The organism is Aeromonas intestinalis (assembly GCF_054052485.1).
In genome coordinates this window covers 225,425-243,556 of sequence record NZ_JBSTYK010000005.1, presented here as the reverse complement: position 1 = coordinate 243,556, position 18,132 = coordinate 225,425, and the positions used below count along the sequence as shown (strand labels likewise).

16 protein-coding genes and 11 tRNA genes are annotated in these 18,132 nt (G+C 61.6%); 16 read left to right on the top strand and 11 right to left on the bottom strand.

Annotated elements, in window-relative coordinates; genetic code table 11:
• Nucleotides 1-123: 123 nt before the first annotated feature.
• Nucleotides 124-2,355, bottom strand: coding sequence for an immune inhibitor A domain-containing protein (locus tag ACW5W7_RS08680; RefSeq protein WP_456501434.1), 2,232 nt, complete (start codon nt 2,353-2,355; stop codon nt 124-126).
• A 477-nt stretch (nt 2,356-2,832) separates the two neighbouring features.
• Here ACW5W7_RS08680 and rraB point away from each other — a divergent pair, with 477 nt between their 5' ends.
• Nucleotides 2,833-3,168, top strand: coding sequence for a ribonuclease E inhibitor RraB (rraB, locus tag ACW5W7_RS08675; protein ID WP_456501468.1), 336 nt, complete (start codon nt 2,833-2,835; stop codon nt 3,166-3,168).
• 161 nt (nt 3,169-3,329) lie between these two features.
• On the opposite strand, the gene ACW5W7_RS08670 is transcribed toward rraB, so the two are convergent.
• Nucleotides 3,330-5,303, bottom strand: coding sequence for a putative bifunctional diguanylate cyclase/phosphodiesterase (locus tag ACW5W7_RS08670; RefSeq protein WP_456501467.1), 1,974 nt, complete (start codon nt 5,301-5,303; stop codon nt 3,330-3,332).
• A gap of 168 nt (nt 5,304-5,471) precedes the next feature.
• On the opposite strand from ACW5W7_RS08670, the gene ACW5W7_RS08665 reads away from it, so the two are divergent.
• Nucleotides 5,472-5,966, top strand: a complete 495-nt coding sequence (locus ACW5W7_RS08665; protein WP_349919350.1) for a hypothetical protein — start codon at nt 5,472-5,474, stop codon at nt 5,964-5,966.
• Nucleotides 5,967-6,032: 66 nt separating this feature from the next.
• Here the strand turns inward: ACW5W7_RS08665 and ACW5W7_RS08660 are convergent, their stop codons facing one another.
• A complete protein-coding gene (locus ACW5W7_RS08660; protein WP_456501433.1) occupies nt 6,033-6,947 on the bottom strand; it encodes a cupin domain-containing protein in 915 nt (304 codons plus the stop codon).
• Nucleotides 6,948-7,059: 112 nt separating this feature from the next.
• Between ACW5W7_RS08660 and ACW5W7_RS08655 the strand changes: the two genes are divergently transcribed.
• Nucleotides 7,060-7,389 carry a carboxymuconolactone decarboxylase family protein gene (locus ACW5W7_RS08655; RefSeq protein WP_102948417.1) on the top strand — a complete coding sequence of 110 codons (330 nt, stop codon included), beginning with the start codon at nt 7,060-7,062 and terminating at the stop codon, nt 7,387-7,389.
• A 165-nt stretch (nt 7,390-7,554) separates the two neighbouring features.
• Here the strand turns inward: ACW5W7_RS08655 and ACW5W7_RS08650 are convergent, their stop codons facing one another.
• The 5 genes from ACW5W7_RS08650 to rsgA are packed head-to-tail and all read right to left on the bottom strand — an operon-like array spanning nt 7,555 to nt 10,403.
• Entirely contained in the window at nt 7,555-7,959 is a 405-nt protein-coding gene (locus ACW5W7_RS08650) for a hypothetical protein (RefSeq protein WP_456501432.1), read from the bottom strand.
• Nucleotides 7,960-7,961: 2 nt separating this feature from the next.
• Nucleotides 7,962-8,213 carry a DUF2960 domain-containing protein gene (locus ACW5W7_RS08645; RefSeq protein ID WP_349919346.1) on the bottom strand — a complete coding sequence of 84 codons (252 nt, stop codon included), beginning with the start codon at nt 8,211-8,213 and terminating at the stop codon, nt 7,962-7,964.
• Nucleotides 8,203-8,469, bottom strand: a complete 267-nt coding sequence (locus ACW5W7_RS08640; protein ID WP_456501431.1) for a VF530 family protein — start codon at nt 8,467-8,469, stop codon at nt 8,203-8,205. The genes ACW5W7_RS08645 and ACW5W7_RS08640 overlap by 11 nt, the downstream gene beginning before the upstream one ends.
• Entirely contained in the window at nt 8,466-9,338 is an 873-nt protein-coding gene (gene asd / locus ACW5W7_RS08635) for an archaetidylserine decarboxylase (RefSeq protein ID WP_456501430.1), read from the bottom strand. Before asd ends, ACW5W7_RS08640 begins: the two co-directional genes overlap by 4 nt.
• A gap of 30 nt (nt 9,339-9,368) precedes the next feature.
• The gene (rsgA, locus tag ACW5W7_RS08630; protein WP_456501429.1) at nt 9,369-10,403 is read right to left on the bottom strand and encodes a small ribosomal subunit biogenesis GTPase RsgA; all 1,035 of its coding nucleotides are present in this window, start codon (nt 10,401-10,403) and stop codon (nt 9,369-9,371) included.
• A gap of 91 nt (nt 10,404-10,494) precedes the next feature.
• Here rsgA and orn point away from each other — a divergent pair, with 91 nt between their 5' ends.
• The 8 genes from orn to ACW5W7_RS08590 all read left to right on the top strand — a co-directional run bounded on the left by orn (nt 10,495) and on the right by ACW5W7_RS08590 (nt 11,928).
• Nucleotides 10,495-11,040, top strand: a complete 546-nt coding sequence (gene orn / locus ACW5W7_RS08625; protein ID WP_349919341.1) for an oligoribonuclease — start codon at nt 10,495-10,497, stop codon at nt 11,038-11,040.
• Nucleotides 11,041-11,217: 177 nt separating this feature from the next.
• Nucleotides 11,218-11,293: transfer RNA gene (locus ACW5W7_RS08620), tRNA-Gly, on the top strand.
• 24 nt (nt 11,294-11,317) lie between these two features.
• Nucleotides 11,318-11,393 (top strand) — tRNA-Gly (locus ACW5W7_RS08615).
• Nucleotides 11,394-11,426: 33 nt separating this feature from the next.
• Nucleotides 11,427-11,502, top strand: a tRNA-Gly gene (locus ACW5W7_RS08610).
• 36 nt (nt 11,503-11,538) lie between these two features.
• Nucleotides 11,539-11,614, top strand: a tRNA-Gly gene (locus ACW5W7_RS08605).
• 24 nt (nt 11,615-11,638) lie between these two features.
• Nucleotides 11,639-11,714 (top strand) — tRNA-Gly (locus ACW5W7_RS08600).
• A 38-nt stretch (nt 11,715-11,752) separates the two neighbouring features.
• Nucleotides 11,753-11,828, top strand: a tRNA-Gly gene (locus tag ACW5W7_RS08595).
• A gap of 24 nt (nt 11,829-11,852) precedes the next feature.
• Nucleotides 11,853-11,928: transfer RNA gene (locus ACW5W7_RS08590), tRNA-Gly, on the top strand.
• Nucleotides 11,929-12,177: 249 nt separating this feature from the next.
• Here the strand turns inward: ACW5W7_RS08590 and ACW5W7_RS08585 are convergent.
• The 3 genes from ACW5W7_RS08585 to ACW5W7_RS08575 form a co-directional block, all read right to left on the bottom strand.
• Nucleotides 12,178-12,387 (bottom strand): cold-shock protein, encoded by a 210-nt coding sequence (locus tag ACW5W7_RS08585; RefSeq protein ID WP_005327092.1) that lies wholly within the window; start codon nt 12,385-12,387, stop codon nt 12,178-12,180.
• 293 nt (nt 12,388-12,680) lie between these two features.
• Complete coding sequence (locus ACW5W7_RS08580; RefSeq protein WP_456501428.1) at nt 12,681-13,346, bottom strand: LysM-like peptidoglycan-binding domain-containing protein; 666 nt, start codon at nt 13,344-13,346, stop codon at nt 12,681-12,683.
• A 99-nt stretch (nt 13,347-13,445) separates the two neighbouring features.
• Complete coding sequence (locus tag ACW5W7_RS08575) at nt 13,446-15,548, bottom strand: methyl-accepting chemotaxis protein (RefSeq protein WP_456501427.1); 2,103 nt, start codon at nt 15,546-15,548, stop codon at nt 13,446-13,448.
• Between the two features lie 249 nt (nt 15,549-15,797).
• Here ACW5W7_RS08575 and gltX point away from each other — a divergent pair, with 249 nt between their 5' ends.
• The 5 genes from gltX (at nt 15,798) to ACW5W7_RS08550 (ending at nt 18,059) form a co-directional block, all read left to right on the top strand.
• Nucleotides 15,798-17,213 (top strand): glutamate--tRNA ligase, encoded by a 1,416-nt coding sequence (gene gltX / locus ACW5W7_RS08570; protein WP_456501426.1) that lies wholly within the window; start codon nt 15,798-15,800, stop codon nt 17,211-17,213.
• Between the two features lie 398 nt (nt 17,214-17,611).
• Nucleotides 17,612-17,687, top strand: a tRNA-Ala gene (locus ACW5W7_RS08565).
• Between the two features lie 28 nt (nt 17,688-17,715).
• Nucleotides 17,716-17,791 (top strand) — tRNA-Ala (locus tag ACW5W7_RS08560).
• Between the two features lie 64 nt (nt 17,792-17,855).
• Nucleotides 17,856-17,931: transfer RNA gene (locus ACW5W7_RS08555), tRNA-Ala, on the top strand.
• Between the two features lie 52 nt (nt 17,932-17,983).
• Nucleotides 17,984-18,059 (top strand) — tRNA-Ala (locus ACW5W7_RS08550).
• Nucleotides 18,060-18,132: the final 73 nt, after the last annotated feature.

Sequence of the window (18,132 nt, the reverse complement as noted above, 5' to 3'; positions counted from 1 at the left end):
CGATAACCGAACAATCCAGCCTCTTGTGGGGGATTTTTACCCTGGCAGAGAGCCAGAGTGCACGACTTTTCAGCCACTTGTCATGAAAAAGGGGGCCATTGGCCCCCATCGTCTCGATCTGTCTCAGTGGCGGCTGACGATGATGCGACCCGTGCTCATGTCCCTGGCCTGACCGGTGACGCTGATCTTGAGGCCATATTCGGGCAGCAGCCGACCTGCGTCCGGGATCGCCTCGCTCTGATAGCTGCGCGAGTCCTTGAAGACCCGGTTCGGCGTCACCCAGAAGTCTCGCAGCAGGGCACCGCTCGGATGGGTGAGATCGAGAGGACGCTGGAACCCTAAGCTGAAGGTGGCATCGTGGATCTGGTAGCGGGTGCCGGCGACGGCGCCATCGCTCCAGTGCAGGGTGCGCTGATCCCCGTCCACCACCCCGAGGAAACCCTCACCCGGATGCTGGCCGACCCAGTTGTTGCTCTGGCTGTTGTCCACGTACCAGAGCAGCAGGCCCGGCTCGTAGCGCATCAGCTGATCCGCCACGTTGATGTGGGCCAGCCCCTTGTCGACCCCGGCGTGGTTGCGCCACTCGGCGAGATAGTAGTGATCCTTGGCTTCCTTGCCGTTGCTCTGCACGAAACCGGCGAGGGTGAAGGCGCTGCTTCCCTCGGCGCCGTCGCTGAGCAGGGTCTCCCCATCGGCGATGACCTGCAGCTCATCCACGAACAGGCCGTTCTCGGCCACACCCGCATCGCTTTGGTATTGCAGGCTGAGGGTGATGCGCTGGCCGGCCCAGGGGCTCAAGTCAAAGTCGGCATCGGCCCAGCCGCCGGAATCCCCCGTGATGCCGACCCCGAAGCCGACGCCGTTCGGATCGTCGGTGCGGGTCAGGTTGCCCGGGATGGGCTCGCCGTTGACCAGTACCCTGGCGTAGTCGAAGCCCTCCTCAATCTGGTACCAGGCCTTGAAGCTGAGGCTGGCGCTCTGCCTGCCGCTGAGATCCAGCGCGAGGTTCATGCGGTTGTCCAGGTTGTTGCCCTTGCCGCCGTGGTACTGGTACTGGCCGGCGTAGGGGGGATTGAGGGGGATCTGCTTGGGAGGCAGGTTGATGCGCACCACATCGTCGTTGCGCCCCTTGTCGTTGGCCTGATCCAGCATGTAGACGTTGCCGCGACCGTTCAGCTCGTCGACGTGCACGTTGCTGCCGTGCAGCCAGTTGCCGCCGAGGGAGGCCTGCAGATACTCCTTGGCCCAGGCGGAGAAACCGGTGGGCTCGGTGCCGCCGATCACCCCGGCCCAGGAGCCGGATGACATGATGGACCAGGTCGCCACCGGCTCGCCCTTGCCGCTGTACTTGGTGTCGTACTCGTCCGGTAGCCCCAGATCGTGGCCATATTCGTGGGCGCAGACCCCGGCCGCCGCGTCTATGGGCTGGATGGTGTAGTCGTAGGCCGCATACTGGCCGCCGAAGTTGCCGTTCGGGCTGCTGGTGCCCGGGATGGGGTAGGGGCTTCCCAGGTTCCAGCGGTGGGCCCAGATGGCGTCTTCGCCGAGATCGCCGCCACCTGCCTCTTCCCCCACGCTGGAGTGGAAGATCATCAGGTGGTCGATGAGGCCGTCCGGCTCGTTGCGATTGCCGTTGCCGTTGAGATCGTAACGATCCTCCTGATCAAACTCGGACAGGTCGATGGTCGGATCCCCGGCCACCTGGATCAGAGCCTCCTTCACCAGCTCCCGTACCGCAGTCTCATCCTTGTTGCTGCCGTAGTAGGTGGCGCTCTTCTCGGCGGTATACCAGCCCGCCACCTGGCCGCGCACACTGTAGCTCTGGCCGGACTGCTGCTCGTAGAACTGGCGCATGGAGATGAACCGCTCGCCGTTCGGGCCCGCATAGCCCTTGGCGGAGAACAGCAGGTCGTTGTAGTGGGCCGGGTTGTAGTCCGGGTAGTACATCTTGGTGAGCTCCGGGCTCAGGCTGTTCTTCGGGTAGTCGGGAAAATCTACCAGGATGGCGAGGATCTTGTCCTTGCGCATCTTGCCTCTGTAGGTCTCCTTCTCGATGGACTTGAGCAGCAGGGTGGGCACCCGATCCCCGGGGCGCGCCGTGCCGTTCAGCCGGATCTTCTTGAGGATGGTCTCCCGCACCTTGCCCTCTTTCTGGGCCAGGCTGCCGCTGCTGCCAGGGTAGGTGCGAGCCTTCTCGCGGTAGTAGCGGGCCAGGGCGGCCTGCTCCTGCTCCGGCGAGGCCAGGGTCGGGATGCGGCCGCTCTTCTTGAGCATCTCCAGCACCTTCACCTCGTCGGCAAGGGGGGCATCGAAGGGGCCGTGGGCCGGGGCGGCCAGGGCGTGGTTTCCAATCATAAGGGTCGAGCCGACAAGCAGGCTCATTATTGTTTTTTTGGGCATGACTATGTGCTCCTTCACATGATCAAAAAGGGAGCCCACGGGGCTCCGCTTTCCTGACGGGTAGTGATTCACCCGCGTCCCTTGATACCTGCGTGGGGGAGGTTTGTCACTCCGGCGTCGGTGGTGAAAGAGACTGCTTTATTTACGATCCACTGGGTCCGTGCACCATTGCTGGCGATCGTGGTGGCTGGATCTGTTGACGGGGTTTTCAGCGCTGGTTTATTGCGCTGTTTGCGCCTTTTTCCGGCCACCACCATTTGGGAGGGAGGGGGCCCGGCACTTATCTTGGGTTGCCGCATTGAGCCGACCGGGCTCTGCGAGTATGCTTGGCCGCAACTGTGCCCTGGCGGGCGAGTCGCACCCACTGGCGCGGCGCCGCGGCCAGGTGTCGACATCCATCCAAGAGCGTCAGGGGTTTATATGAGTATCAATATGCAGGAGTGGCGCGAAGAGACTACCGCCATCGTCAACGAGCTGCTGGCCGACGGCAGCAATCCGGATGTGGACTACGAGATCGAGCACCACTTCGCCTGCCAGGATTTCGATCTGCTGGAGAAGGCGGCGGTCGATCTGTTCAAGGCCGGCTTCGAGGTGACCGATGCCGAAGAGATGGAGCTGGATGACGGCGCCACCATCTTCTGCTTCGATGCCACCGTCGAACGCAAGCTGGAGATTGACCCCATCCTGGCCGACATCGAAAAGATGCTGCCCATCCTTGAGAAATACGGGGTGGATTACGACGGCTGGGGCACCTACTTCCAGGAGTAAGGCGCGCATCCCAACCTTGTCGGGAAGACGCTGCCCGCTTGCTTGCAAAAGACGGGGCGGATGACGACTGTTGGGGCACCGGCTTGCAGGAGTCAGCGTGCCACTGTCGCCCTCTGCCAACACAACAAGGCCACCCTCGGGTGGCCTTGTTGCTGTGAGCGTCAGCGCTGGGGTAACTGGTAGCTGAGGGCAAACTCGTCGGGGGGCAAGGGGCGACTGAACAGGTAGCCCTGCAGGCGGTCGCAACCGGCCTGGGCCAGCCAGGACTGCTGCTCCGGCGTCTCCACCCCTTCGGCGGTGATCTTGATGCCGAGCTCGTGGGCCAGCCCAATGACGGAGCGCACGATAGCGGTGGTGGCCTGGTTGGTGGCCAAGCCCTGGGTGAAGCTCTTGTCCAGTTTGAGGGTCGCGACCTGGAGCCTCGGCAAGTAGGCCAGCGAACAGTAGCCGGTGCCGAAGTCATCGATGGCGAGGTGAAAGCCCGCCTCGATCAGGCTGGCGAGGTTGCTCTCGATCTCGTCGGCATTCTCCATCAACACCCCTTCGGTGATCTCCAGCTCCAGCTGCCAGGGAGCGAGGCCGTGGCGCTCGATGCAGGCGAAGATCTGCGGGCAGAGCTCGGGATCGCGAAATTGCAGCGGTGACAGATTGACGGAGAGCACCAGATCCGGCGCCACCTGTTGCCAATGGGCCAGCTGGGCGCAGCCCTGCTCCAGCATCAGCTGGCCGAGTTGGCCGATGAGGCCGAGCTCTTCGGCCAGGGGGATGAACTCATCGGGAGAGATCATTCCCAATTCGGCGTGGGGCCAGCGACAGAGCAGCTCGGCGCCGTGCAATTTGTTGTTGTGGGTGCAGATGATGGGCTGGTAGACGGCGGTCAGCTGGGCCGACTTGATGGCAAGGGGCAACTGGGCGGCGATGAGCTGGCGGCGCCTGAGTTTGGCATCGAGTTCGGGGTCGAACAGCGTCCAGTGCTGCTGTTGGCGTTTGCCCTGGGCGAGGGCCGCCTCGGCGTGGCTCAGCAGACGCTCGGCATCCTTGGCCTTGCCGTGGGCGATACCGAGGAAGACCGGGATCTGGATCCTGTGCTCCTCCACCTGATAGGGGATCATCAGCTCCTGCTGCAGGTTGCGGCCCCAGTCGCTCAAGGGAATGGGGAGCTCCGGCAGCAGCAGGGCGAAGTCATCGGCGGCGACCCGGCAGAGCAGGGAGTTGGGAGGCGCCAGCCGCTGCAGGCGGCGGGCCACCTGGCTCAGCAGGCGATCGGCGACACGGATGCCGAAGCGATCGTTGATCTCGCGAAAATGTTGCAAGTCCAGCAGTAGCAGGCTGGCCTTGCGGGCGCCCAGATGACGGCTGGTCTGCAGGAAGTGGGAGAGTTTGAGCAGGCCGGTGAGGCTGTCGTAATGCTGCTCCTGCTGCAGCTGGGCCTGGGTGGTGCGCAGCCCCGTGATGTCACGGCCCAGAGTGAGGATGCCGAGGGCATTGCCCTCTTCGTCCGGCACCTCGATGCGGGTGATCTCCAGATGGCGACCCTGACCCTCCGCATCCATCAGGCAGTACTCGCCCTGTCCCATGGTCTGTTTCACCGGCAGGTGCGGCGTGACGCGATGGCCGATGGCCTCGCTCGCCGTCAGCCCCATGAAATCGAGGAAGGCCTGATTGCAGTCGATGAGCACCCCCTGGTGGTCTTCCAGCCGGATGAGATCCGGGATGGCATCCAGCAGGCGGCGTTGCAGCAGTTGTTGCTGGCGGAAGGTCTGCTCCAGCTCCTTGCGCTGATCGATGGCGCTGACCATGCCAAACAGGGCGAGGGGATTGCCCTGCTCGTCATAGAGGGGCACCTTGTGGATCTCCATCCAGCTGGTGTGCTCGCCGCTATGACAGTGCAGCTGCTGGTGGAGCAAGGGGTGGCCCTCGGCCAGCAGACGTTGATCCTCCTCCCTGAACAGATCTCCCCACGGCATCTCGGCATCCGTCTTGCCGATGAGCTCGCTGGGGTGCTGCAGCCCGGCCTCTTGCGCGAATATCTGGTTGGCGAACAGGTAGCGTCCGCTGGCATCCCGGCAAAAGATATTCATGGGCAACTGGTCGATGATCTGCTGGAGCAGAGCCAGGTTGAGCGAGGAAGGCACGTGGGCGTCCACCGGGGAGATTTCGAGCAAATCTATGATAACAAGCCAATTTTGTAAAGCTTGGGTTAATGGCGATCATTTGTGCCGATCCCTGCTGACAGCCTGTCGCGCCGGCCTCATAATAGTCGCCGATTGGCCTGTGGTGGCCTTATGGACGAGAGAAGCAGCATGAAGAAGATAATGGGGGGCGCCCTGGCCCTGTTGATGGTCGGTTGTGCCAGTGACAACAACGGTGGCGAGCAATATCGCTATACCCCGCCGGTTGCCAAGGCGACCAACAATACCCAGGAGATGCAGATCCCGGTGGATCTGGTGTGGGCCCGGGCCGAGAAGTGGTTTGGGGATCACGGCCTCAACATCGAGAACAGCCAGCGTGGTTCCGGCCTGATGACCGCCAACGTTGAGAACTCGGCCGACGGCCTGGAGTGGCTGGATTGTGGCACCATGGGCTCCAAAGTGGCGCTGGGCAACCCCAATCTGCAGATCAACCTGATCATCACCCAGAGCGGCAACAACAGCGTCGCCACCGTCAACGTCAAGGGCAACACCCAGCTCTATTTCGTCGAAGGCTCGGGTGAACGGGTACTGGCTCCCTCCATCACGCCGGTCTGCGTCTCCCGCGGCAGCCTGGAACAGAGCCTGTTCGCAACCCTCAGCAACTGATCCCGCTCACCGGGCAGCCTGACGATCACAGACCCCGCTGCGTGCAGCGGGGTCTTTTTTTGCCCGTCACTCCCCGAAGGCCTGCCCCTGCTGGCGAAACTTGCCTGGGGCGAGCCCGGTGGATTGCTTGAAGGCCTTGGCAAAAGCCGCCTCGGACTGATAACCCACCCGCTGGGCCACCTCACCGATGGGCAGGTGATCCGGCAGGCGCAGCAGTTCCGCCGCCCGCACCATGCGTACCCGCACCATGAACTCCCAGACGCTGCACCCCAGGCGCTGGCGGAAATGGCGAAAATAGGTGGCACGCGACATGGCGGCCAGGGTCGCCAGTTCGTCCACGCTCCAGGGATGGGCGGGATTGGCCAGCATGGCTTGCAGGGAGCGACCCAGCCGCGCATCCTGCAGGGCGCCGATGAGGCCAAGCGCTCCGCCAGGATCGCTGGCGTGAGCGCGCAGCCCCATGGCCAGCAACACCTGGCTCAGGGCCGTCAGCACGGCGCTCGATCCTTGCTGCTCGCGGGTCAGCTCCTGGCGGATCAGGGCCAGCACCAGGGCCAGCGCCTCGCGGGACTCGCTGGCCAGCAGGGGGATGCACAGCGGGCTTGGCAGGGCGTCCAGCAGCAGAGGGCGCAGGGGGCCCTGGTAATGAAACTCGCCGCACAGAAACTCCACCTCATCCCCTCCGTCGCCACGAACGGGCAACAGGCCTGCGTCATCTTCGATGTCCGCCAGGGGGTCGCCGCCCCGCCAGATGGTGTGGGGCTCTCCCCCCGGCAGCAGCAGCAGTTCTCCCGGTTGCAGGGTCACCTCCTGACCCTGTTGGGTACTGACCCGGATCTCCCCCTTCATCAGCAGATGAAAGGGCATGACCCCGCTCGGGCTCTGCGGGTGGGGGAGGGCGAAGCCGCCGCGATAGAGGCAGCGCACATCGAAGGAGCCGCGGATCCCGGCCTGGCCGATCAACTGATCTATGTCACTCATGATTCGATATGGTGTTTATTTGCGTCTTTTAAGTATTAATTGAATCACTTCCCGATGCAATACTGGCTCCATCGAACGGGCAGGTGCCCGTTCACCCCAGAGGAGAGTCAAGATGCAAGATTGGGCACAATACCGTAAAGAACTGACCGGCCGCGTGATGGAGCTGGGCACCCTGAGCCCGGATACCCTCAAGGGTTACCAGCTGCTCTCATCCGCCGGCAGCAAGGAGGGTGTCCTGGATGGCAAGACCCGCGAGCTGATCTCCCTGGCGGTGGCGGTCACCACCCGCTGCGATGGCTGCATCGCGGTGCACGCCGAATCCGCCCTCAAGCAGGGCGCCAGCCGGGCGGAGATCGCCGATGCCCTCGGCGTCGCCATCGCCATGAACACCGGGGCCGCCATGGTCTATTCCGCCCGGGTGTTGGACGCCATAGATCGCTGAGGTGTCCCGGCAGCCTCGACGTAGCCAGCGTCTTGAGGCCGCTGATCAGCGTTGATTGAGTAATCCAGCCTGTTGTTTGCCACACCCTTTCGGGTGTGGCTTTTTTATGAGGCGTCCAATAAAAAGCCCCGGCAGGAGCCGGGGCTTGGATAGGTGCTGTGGCGCTCAGGGCTGCAAGCCGCTGTCACCGTGGAACAGCGCCTGTTCACCGGATTTGAGCACATAACCCTTCCAGGGGAAGAGCTGGTAGCGACCGCCCTGCCAGGAGTGATTGCCCTCTTCCCCCTGACGCACCAGCCGGACCTGCTCGCCATCAGGCAGGGTCAGCTCGGCCTGGCTCTGATCGCCGTTGAACAGCACGAAGGCGCTGCCGGTCTCGCCGGATGCGAGGGGTTGCAGGCGGATGGCCTGCTCGAACAGCCGTACGCACTGGTTGGTCAATGCCGACCACTGGTAACCGGCGCTGGCACGGCAACCGTGGTCATCCTGATCGTTGCCCACCAGGGGCTGGGTCGGGGTGCTGCAGGCCGCCAGCAGCAGGGAGGCGGCCATCAGGGTCAGGGTGCGCATGCTTACTCCTTGAGATCCCGTTCGATGACGATGTTGGAGAAACCCAGTTCCCTGAAGTAGTTCTCCTGATAATCCTTCACGCTCTTCTTGTCACGGCGGCACACCTGGGCCAGCTGGGCTTCCATGGCGTGGAAGCTGGCGAGGTTGATCCCCTCGGCATGGGCGATGGCGTCGTAGATGCTGTTGAACTTGTCGTTGGCATAGCCAATCTCTTTGGCCTGCTTCTTGTAGGTGTAAGTGATCTTAAAGGCCATCTGGGGCTTCCTTCTGTTTCGCCTGCTTGCGCTGGACGTAGAGATAGAGGCTCTCTACCTTTTCCCGGGCCCAGGGGGTCTTGCGCAGGAACTTGAGGCTGGATTTGATGCTGGGATCCTGGGTGAAGCAGCGGATCGCGATCTCCTGGCCCAGTTTTTCCCAGCCATAATGGGCCACCAGGGCGGTGACTATCGCCTCAAGGGTCAGCCCGTGCAGTGGATTCTTTGGCTGGGTGGCGCTTTTCTGGTCACTCATTCTGCAGATGCCAGCTTGGCGAAGGGTTGTCCCATGCGGGTCGTCACGCCGTTGGCCAGATGAGGCTCGAAGCCTGCCAGCATGCCGGGGCCAAACAGGCAGACGACGGTGCTGCCGAGCTTGAACAGGCCCATCTCGGCGCCTTTTTGCAAGGTGATGGCCTCATCGCCGCGATAGTCCCAGCGCACCACTTCCTTCTGCTTGGTTGGGGCTATGTTGCCAGCCCAGATGGTTTCGATGCTGGCGACTATGGTGGCGCCGACCAGTACCAGGGCCATGGGGCCGTGAGGGGTGCGGAAGGTCGCGACTACCCGCTCGTTGCGGGCGAACAGGTTCGGCACGTTTTCGGCGGTGAGCGGGTTGACGGAGAAGAGATCCCCTGGCACGAACACCATGCTCTCCAGCACGCCGTCCAGCGGCATGTGGATGCGGTGATAATCCTTGGGGGCCAGATAGATGGTGGCAAAATCCCCATCCTTGAACGGCGCCACCAGATCCTCATAACCCCCCAGCAGCTCGCGGGCACTGTAGTCGTGGCCCTTGGCCTGGATGATGCGACCCTGATGGATGGGGCCGAGCTGGCTGACGGTGCCGTCCACCGGCAGGGCCAGGGTCATGACATCGTCCACCACGGGGCGAATACCGGGCTTGAGCTCACGGGTGAAGAAGGCGTTGAAGCTGGCATAGTGTGCCGGATCTTCGTGCAGGGCCTCGCTCATGTTGACCTGGTACTGCTTGATAAAGGCCTCGATCACCTTGGTGGTGAGGTTGCCGGCTTCGGCGGCCGCGAGCTTGCCCACCAGGCGGGAGAGGGCGTGTTTCGGCAGGCAGTATTGACCGGCAATTTTCAGGTTGTCAGTGATGCTCATGATCTTCATCTAAGGAATGAGTTGAATGGGTCACAGCCGGGCTTGTTGCCGACCGTGGCGGGCTTCCTGCATGGTTTCCAGGATGCGGTGATAGTTGTGGAAGCGATCGGCACTGATGTCGCCGCGCTCGACCGCCGTGCGCAGGGCGCAGCCGGGGTCGTCCTTGTGGGTACAGTCGCGGAACTTGCAACCACCCAGGTAATCGCGAAACTCGACGAAGCACCAGGTGATGCGGTCCGACTCCAGGTGCCAGAGCGCGAACTCGCGGATCCCCGGGGAGTCGATGAGATCGCCACCGCTCGGGAAGTGGTAGAGCCGCGCCGTGGTGGTGGTGTGCTGGCCGAGGCCGGAGTTTTCCGAGATCTCGCCGGTGAGCACGTCCAGCCCCGGCATCAGGGCGTTGGTGAGGGACGACTTGCCGACCCCGGACTGGCCGACGAAGATGCTGATCTTGTCGGTCAGGGCCGCCTTGAGCTCTTCGAGCCCCTCGCCACTCTCGCAGCTCACCAGCAGCACCGGATAGCCGAGCTTGCGATAGGCGGTGAGCTGCTCCTCGATGCGGGCGCGGGCGGCGGTATCGAGCATGTCCACCTTGTTCAGCACAATGAGGGGGGCGATCTCCACGTCTTCCGCCGCCACCAGGTAGCGGTCGACGATGTTGGTGGAGAACTCCGGCATCACCGCCGAGACGATGATGATCTGGTCGATGTTGGCGGCGATGGGTTTGACCCCGTCGTAGAAGTCCGGCCGGGTCAGCACCGAGTGGCGCGGATGCACCGCCTCGATGACGCCGGCGGTGGCGGCATTGAGGCCGGGACGCCAGACCACCTTGTCGCCGCACACCAGGCTGCTGATGCTGCTGCGACGGAGGTTGCTGCGGTGAATGGCGCCATCGCTCGCTTCCACGTCCGCGTGCTGACCGAAACGACTGATCACCACCCCTTCGATGGCGGGGCCGAACAGGGTGTCATCCACCACAGTGCTGTGCTCTTTTTGCAGTCGCCGCTCGCGGTTGGCCTGGACGCGTCGCTGTTGACCCAGATTGAGTTTTGCTTTCTTTGCCACGGGGTTTGCCGGTTTATGAACAGATCCAAAGCCAGTATGATACATGCAAATTGGCAAAATTCCGCCATTCCTCCCAATAGAGAGAGCAATCATGACAGTCAGCGCGCAGAACCTGGTATGGATCGACATGGAGATGACGGGCCTGGACCCCGAACAAAACGTGGTACTGGAGATCGCCACCATCGTCACCGACAAGGACCTGAACGTGCTGGCGCAAGGGCCGGTCATCGCCATCCACCAGAGTGATGAAGAGCTCGGCAAGATGGATGACTGGAACGTCAACACCCATACCAAGAGCGGTCTGGTGGCCCGGGTCAAGGACAGCGAATATGACGAGGCGAAAGCCGTGGCCGAGACCCTCGACTTCATTCGCCAGTGGGTGCCCGAGCGTACCAGCCCCCTGTGCGGCAACAGCATCGGCCAGGATCGCCGCTTCATGGTCAAGCACATGGCGGATCTGGAAGCCTTCTTCCACTACCGCAACGTGGATGTCAGCACCATCAAGGAGCTGGTGCGCCGCTGGCAGCCTGAACTGCTGGATCAGTTCAAGAAAAGCGGCTCCCATCAGGCCCTCGATGACATCCGCGAATCCATCGCCGAGCTGCAGTTCTACCGCGCTCACGTCTTCAAAATCTGAGCCGGCAGCAAGGGCTTGCCATCGCCCGGTTGCTAAAATCGGCAGTTCGGCCAGCTTTTGAGCGAACGGCCGCAGGGTGACAAAAAAGCCCTTGCAATTGGAATGACTGCTCTTATAATTCGGCTCCCGTACAGTAGCGCAAGCAACCAAATGCTGTACGGCCGTTTTAAGGTAATTGCGGGAATAGCTCAGTTGGTAGAGCACGACCTTGCCAAGGTCGGGGTCGCGAGTTCGAGTCTCGTTTCCCGCTCCAAAAATTTGCCGATGATGTTCCGATGCGGGAATAGCTCAGTTGGTAGAGCACGACCTTGCCAAGGTCGGGGTCGCGAGTTCGAGTCTCGTTTCCCGCTCCAATCATCAGCAAACACCTCAAGACAACCTGTGTAGCGGGAATAGCTCAGTTGGTAGAGCACGACCTTGCCAAGGTCGGGGTCGCGAGTTCGAGTCTCGTTTCCCGCTCCAAGCTTATTGTTGAAGTACTGCAGATGATATTCCGATGCGGGAATAGCTCAGTTGGTAGAGCACGACCTTGCCAAGGTCGGGGTCGCGAGTTCGAGTCTCGTTTCCCGCTCCAATCATGTGCAGAAGACATCCTGTTGCGGGAATAGCTCAGTTGGTAGAGCACGACCTTGCCAAGGTCGGGGTCGCGAGTTCGAGTCTCGTTTCCCGCTCCAAACTTGTCTTATCGAAGTGCTGCAAATGATATTCCGTTGCGGGAATAGCTCAGTTGGTAGAGCACGACCTTGCCAAGGTCGGGGTCGCGAGTTCGAGTCTCGTTTCCCGCTCCAATCATGTGCAGACGACACCCTGTTGCGGGAATAGCTCAGTTGGTAGAGCACGACCTTGCCAAGGTCGGGGTCGCGAGTTCGAGTCTCGTTTCCCGCTCCAATCTCTCTTTGATTTCTTCGAATTCAATCTCTCCTCGAAGTCCCCATCCTCCATTTGTATTACCCATCACATCACATCACATCGCGCCGCGATGATTTGTCGTATCCGGCGTTTGGTGAGCACTGTCCTTATCTCTGTCTATAAGACGATCTGCGCGGTGGATGGGGGCACTGGCTCGTGCTGGCAGGAAAATGGCGGGCAAAAAAATAGGAGGGGCCAAGGCTCCTCCTACGGGTTCACGGACGCGGCTTAGAGCAGGGTGACGTTCTCAGCCTGGGGGCCTTTCTTGCCCTGGGTCACGGTGAACTGGACTTTTTGACCTTCAGCCAGGGTCTTGAAACCTGTGCTCTGGATGGAGGAGAAGTGAACGAATACGTCCGGTCCCTGGGATTGCTCGATGAAGCCAAAACCCTTGGTTTCGTTGAACCATTTTACTTGGCCGGTGCGAATGTCAGACATGTGCTAAGTCCTATCTATAACAAAATGAAACTAACGCCTTGTTGGGCAGCATTTGCTTAGGAAAGCAGGGGCCTACCCATGACTGACTACGTCGATGTGTTCCAGCCGGATGTAGTTCTTCCCTGTTTAAAGCACAAACGATTGTACGTAAGGTCGATCCCTTGTCAATTTGGCACTTTTCATTTTTTGAGCAAGCTAAAAGTATTGACGCATCAACGAGGTATTTCGGGCGGCGGGATGAAAAACGGAAGGCATGGCGCCTCCCGTTTGCATTGATAAAGTCAGGCCGGACCTCACTCTTTGAGCGCGAACCCTTCCCCTTGCCGATCGTAGCGGTAGTTCACCTGCCCGAAGGATCGAACCTCGACCCGCTGGATGCGGCGGCCTGCATCGACCAGCACGAACACCGACTTGCCGGACTGCAATCGGGTCAGCGGCCTGTCCGGCCCCTCGATGGCGATCAGGCGGCTAAGCTCGGCCCCCGGCAGTTCGAACTTGCGGAAGATGGAGTAGAGCGTCTCACCGGCCTGCACGTCGTGCTGCAGCCAGGTGCCGTCAACCTTCTCTTCCACCGGTTTGGCGGCAACCGGTGCGCTGCCCGCGCTGCCATTGCCGACGGTCAGGGCCTGGGTCGGCACCGCCAGCGGCACCGCGAGGGAGCCTGACGGGGCGGCAGTCGGTGCCGCAGGGGCAGGCTCCCAGGCGAGCACCAGCAGCCAGAGCGGGATCAGCACCAACAGGCCTATGGTGTGCTTGCGAGGCAGCGGGCTCGCCAGATTGAAGGACTTGGTGCTGGGTTCCTTGCTGGATTTTAGGCCGCTCAGGCCCTGACCGAGGCGCTGGCGCAGGGGCAGGGTAGCGGCATTGATACGATGGAGCAGGTTTCCTTGTGATTCGTCTTGGCGACGCTGCTGGGCTCGTCTGTTATGGCCACGTGGGCGACGGTCCGGGGTGGGCACGGCATTTACCTCTCACTACATTGCCTGCCATCAGGCAAATATGCCGCCTATGGTAAACGGACTCGCCCCCGAGGGGGAGAGTCCAGAGTAGGAAAATTATCAACTGAGACGGAATTGTCCGAGCAATTGCTGTAAACGTTCGGCCGCCTGGCGCAAGGCCTGGCTTGCCTGGGCGGTGCTGGTCGCATCCTGGGCGATGTCGTTGGCCAGTGCGTTGGTTTTTGACAGATTGCCGGAGACGGTCTCGGAAACCGAGCTCTGCTCCTCGGCGGCGGAGGCGATCTGGTAGGTCATGTCGTTGATGGTGGCGATGGCCTGGAAGATGCTGTCGAGTGCCGCTTCCGCCAGATCCGCCTCGTTCACCGCCTGATGGGTCAACTGTTGGCTCTGCTGGATGGCACTCACCGCATTGGTGGAGCTGTGGCGGATCTTCTCGATCAGCTCCTGGGTGTTCTGCACCGCCTGCTGGGTATTGCCCGCCAGCTTGCGCACCTCGTCGGCCACCACGGCGAAGCCGCGGCCCTGCTCGCCCGCCCTGGCCGCCTCGATGGCCGCGTTGAGCGCCAGCAGGTTGGTCTGATCGGCGATGCCCTGAATGACGGTGAGGATGCTGGTGATCTGCTCGCTGTCATGGGCCAGCCCCTCGACCACCTCGGCGCCCTTGCCCGATTCGGCGGCGACCCTGTGCATGGACTGGATCACCTGCTGGAAGCGTACCTTGCCCTGATCCGCCGCCCCCTGGGCCTGCTTGGCCGAGTCGGCGGTGTTGTTGGCGTGGGTGGCCACCTCCTGGCTCACGTAAGACATCTCCTGCACCGCGGTCAGCATCTGCTCCATCTCCGCCTGGTGATGCTGCAGGTTGGTGTCGGTCTGGCCGGCGATACGATCTGTGTCACCGGCGTAGCGGTGTACCTCGGTCGCGGTCTTCTGCACATCCCCGAGCAGGTGCTGCAACTTGTCGATAAAACGGTTGATGCCGCGGGCCAGGGCCCCCAGCTCGTCCCGGGACTGGGTATTGAGGCGCTTGGTGAGATCCCCCTCGCCGTCGGCGATGTCATCCACCAGGCTGACCATCTGACGGATGGGGCCCGTGATGCTGCGGGCGATCACCACCATGGTGGCGAGGCCGAGCACCAGCACCAGCAGGGCGCCGATAAGCTGCTGGGTCATGGCGGCGCGGTTCATGTCGGCGAGCTTGGCCGCCAGCTCATCGGCCCCCGCCAGCACCACCTTGTAGGGCAGGGTGACGATGATGGCCCAGTTGCGGCTCATGCCCGACACCATGATGGGCACCGAGATGCGAAACGCATCGGTGAGCTCCTGACGCTGCACCTCGGGCTTGAGGTACTGCTGCCAGCCATCCCCGAGCAGCTTGTCGGCACGGCTGCCGAGCAGGCTGGCGTCGCCGCTGGTGCCGGTGATGACGCCGGCGGCACTGACGATCAGGGTCTCCCCCTTGCCGTCATAGATGTTGCTGTTGAGGGACTGGGCCTGACGGCTGATGGAGTCCACCGCCAGATCCAGCGCCGCTATCCCCTTGAACTGGCCGTCCAGCAGGATGGGGGTGGTGATGGTGCTCACCAGCACCTGCTGGCCGTTGATGTCCACCTTGAAGGGATCGATGAGGCAGGAGCGCCCCTCCCGTTTCGGGCAGGCGTAGTAGTCGTTGGCCGGGTTGCCGAACTCGTCCGTGTCGCTCTTCTCGATGGAGAGCAGCAGATCGGTGCCTATGCCGTCCTTGTCCCGGTAGAAGTAGGGGACGAAGCGGCCGGTGCTGTCACTGCCAAGGGCGGTCTGGCCGGCGAAGAGTGCATCCTGGCCGTCGAAGCCGCCCGGTTCGAAACCGGCGAAGGCGCCGTACAGCTGGGGTTCCAGGGCAAGCTGGGCCTTGAGCAGATCCGTGGCCTGCTGGCGATCGAGCGGCAGCTTGCCTCCTTGCTGCTGGGCGAAGACGCTGGCCATCTGCTGGGTATAGGAGAGTCCCTTCTGCAGCAGCTGGGTGATGGTGGCAGCCTCGGCGCGGGCGTTGGCGCTAACCTTTTGCCAGGCTTCCTGTTGCAGGGCGGCGCGGCTGGAGGCGATGGTCAGTTGCTGGGTCTGCTTGCCCGAGTATTGGTTGAGCAGGATCAGGATGACCAAAGCCGTGGTCATGGCGATCCCCGCCATCACCAGGATGCGATTCTGAATAGAACGAAACTGCATCTTGCGTTCCTTGTAGGGTCTGAGTTGTTGGAATTATCGGCAGGACAGAGGATTTCTCCAGCGTTCCTCGCTAGCTAAGCGGAAAAAGAGGTCGGCTTCTGAGATCCCACTCATAAATAGTGGTCTTTGTGCTGCAGGGCCCTATTTTCCCCCTGGTTGTGCCATGGTTTTCCCATCCGGGTTTCTCGGTGCTAAAATGCGGCGGTTTTTTAATGAATTGGCCCAAGGCCCTCCACACAAGGCTTAAAGATGAAAGTCAAAACCCGTTTTGCTCCCAGCCCGACCGGCTTCTTGCATGTCGGCGGTGCCCGTACCGCACTCTATTCCTGGTTGTTTGCAAAGAGCCAGGGCGGTGAGTTCGTGCTGCGTATCGAGGATACCGATCTGGAACGTTCCACCCAGGAGGCGATCGACGCCATCATGGAAGGCATGGAATGGCTGGAGCTGAACTGGGATGAGGGCCCCTACTATCAAACCAAGCGTTTCGATCGCTACAACGGTCTCATCGACGAGATGCTGACGGACGGTCGTGCCTACAAGTGCTTCTGCTCCAAGGAGCGGCTGGAAGCCCTGCGTGAAGGCCAGATGGCCAATGGCGAGAAACCTCGCTACGACGGCAAGTGCCGTGACCACGCCCACGATCATCCGGCCGATGCGCCCCACGTCATTCGCTTCCGCAACCCGACCGAAGGCTCAGTGGTGTTTGACGACCACGTCCGTGGCCGCATCGAGTTTGCCAACACCGAGCTCGACGATCTCATCATCCGCCGTACCGACGGCGCTCCCACCTACAACTTCTGCGTGGTGGTGGACGACTGGGACATGGAGATCACCCACGTGGTGCGTGGCGAAGACCACATCAACAACACCCCGCGCCAGATCAACATCTACAAGGCCCTGAACGCGCCCGTGCCGGAATTCGCCCACGTCTCCATGATCCTGGGTGACGACGGTGCCAAGCTCTCCAAGCGCCACGGCGCCGTCTCCGTCATGCAGTACCGTGACGACGGCTACCTGCCGGAAGCCCTGCTGAACTATCTGGTACGTCTGGGCTGGTCCCACGGCGATCAGGAGATCTTCAGCCTGGACGAGATGATCAAGCTGTTCAGCCTGGACGCCATCTCCAAGTCGGCTTCTGCCTTCAACACCGACAAGCTGCTGTGGCTGAACAACCACTACATGCGTACCCAGGATCCGGTCCATGTCGCCAAGTATCTGGAGTGGCACATGGCCGCCCAGAACATCGACACCCGCAATGGCCCTTCCTTGCCACAAGTAGTGACCCTGCTGGCGGAGCGCTGCAACACCCTGGTGGAAGTGGCCGCCCAGAGCCGCTACCTGTTCGAGGAGTACGAAGCACTCGATGAAGCCGCCGCCAAGAAGCACCTGCGCGGTGTGGCGGCCGAGCCGCTGACCCTGGCCAAGAGCAAGCTGGCCGCCCTGGCAACCTGGACCACCGAAGCGCTGCACGAACTGATCGAAGCCACCGCCGCCGAACTGGGGCAGGGTATGGGCAAGGTCGGCATGCCGCTGCGCGTTGCCGTCACCGGTCTGGGTCAATCCCCGGCTATCGACGCCGTGATGGCGCTGGTGGGCAAGGAGCGTGTCCTGGCCCGTATCGATCGGGCGCTTGCGTATATCGAAGCGCGCATGGCTGCCGAGTAATACCGGTCTGGGCCAATCCCCCTGTCATTGCCGACGCCGTGATGGCGCTGGTGGGCAAGGAGCGTGTCCTGGCCCGTATCGATCGCGCCTTGGCGTATATCGAAGCGCGCATGGCTGCCGAGTGATCTCGTAGCCAGTCTGGCTTTCAAGGCGGATGAACAGGCCGCAATGAATGACGTAAAAGGGCTCCCGAACGGGGGCCCTTCTTGTTTGGGTCTATCGTGGATTTATGACGTAAAACAGAGAGATAGCGATGAGGTTGGCGGTAAAAACAGCGAACTGACTGAATTTTGACTAAACGCTCCGGCCGGTGGTATTTTAGGGTTGACAGCAAAGCGGGTGATGCCTATCATGCGCCTCCGTTGCCAGAGATAACTTTGGTAGCGCCGAGGTGAGTTGGGGTTATAGCTCAGCTGGGAGAGCGCTTGCATGGCATGCAAGAGGTCCGCGGTTCGATCCCGCGTAGCTCCACCAAATTCTCCTCGAACAATCTGGAATCCAAGGGGTTATAGCTCAGCTGGGAGAGCGCTTGCATGGCATGCAAGAGGTCCGCGGTTCGATCCCGCGTAGCTCCACCAGGTTCCAAATTGACAATGCAGTACCCAGGGCAGTGCGGTGTGTATCACCCAGGCCGACCTTTGTGGGGTTATAGCTCAGCTGGGAGAGCGCTTGCATGGCATGCAAGAGGTCCGCGGTTCGATCCCGCGTAGCTCCACCATTATTGAAGAGGCAGACGGCGTCCAGAACCGTTTGTCGAGTGACGAAGTTTCGGGGTTATAGCTCAGCTGGGAGAGCGCTTGCATGGCATGCAAGAGGTCCGCGGTTCGATCCCGCGTAGCTCCACCAAACACTCAAGGCCACCGTTATCGCGGTGGCCTTTTTGTTTTCTCAGTCATTTATTATTTTCATGATTGCCGTC

What these genes read in the sequence shown, in the direction of transcription:
- orn (WP_349919341.1), top strand. Translation starts at nt 10,495, where the DNA reads ATGACAGTCAGCGCGCAGAACCTGGTATGGATCGACATGGAGATGACG.
- ACW5W7_RS08680 (WP_456501434.1), bottom strand. Translation starts at nt 2,355, where the DNA reads ATGATTGGAAACCACGCCCTGGCCGCCCCGGCCCACGGCCCCTTCGAT.
- ACW5W7_RS08650 (WP_456501432.1), bottom strand. Translation starts at nt 7,959, where the DNA reads ATGCGCACCCTGACCCTGATGGCCGCCTCCCTGCTGCTGGCGGCCTGC.
- ACW5W7_RS08665 (WP_349919350.1), top strand. Translation starts at nt 5,472, where the DNA reads ATGAAGAAGATAATGGGGGGCGCCCTGGCCCTGTTGATGGTCGGTTGT.
- ACW5W7_RS08585 (WP_005327092.1), bottom strand. Translation starts at nt 12,387, where the DNA reads ATGTCTGACATTCGCACCGGCCAAGTAAAATGGTTCAACGAAACCAAG.
- asd (WP_456501430.1), bottom strand. Translation starts at nt 9,338, where the DNA reads ATGAGCATCACTGACAACCTGAAAATTGCCGGTCAATACTGCCTGCCG.
- ACW5W7_RS08575 (WP_456501427.1), bottom strand. Translation starts at nt 15,548, where the DNA reads ATGCAGTTTCGTTCTATTCAGAATCGCATCCTGGTGATGGCGGGGATC.
- ACW5W7_RS08645 (WP_349919346.1), bottom strand. Translation starts at nt 8,213, where the DNA reads ATGGCCTTTAAGATCACTTACACCTACAAGAAGCAGGCCAAAGAGATT.
- ACW5W7_RS08640 (WP_456501431.1), bottom strand. Translation starts at nt 8,469, where the DNA reads ATGAGTGACCAGAAAAGCGCCACCCAGCCAAAGAATCCACTGCACGGG.
- rraB (WP_456501468.1), top strand. Translation starts at nt 2,833, where the DNA reads ATGCAGGAGTGGCGCGAAGAGACTACCGCCATCGTCAACGAGCTGCTG.
- ACW5W7_RS08655 (WP_102948417.1), top strand. Translation starts at nt 7,060, where the DNA reads ATGCAAGATTGGGCACAATACCGTAAAGAACTGACCGGCCGCGTGATG.
- ACW5W7_RS08660 (WP_456501433.1), bottom strand. Translation starts at nt 6,947, where the DNA reads ATGAGTGACATAGATCAGTTGATCGGCCAGGCCGGGATCCGCGGCTCC.
- gltX (WP_456501426.1), top strand. Translation starts at nt 15,798, where the DNA reads ATGAAAGTCAAAACCCGTTTTGCTCCCAGCCCGACCGGCTTCTTGCAT.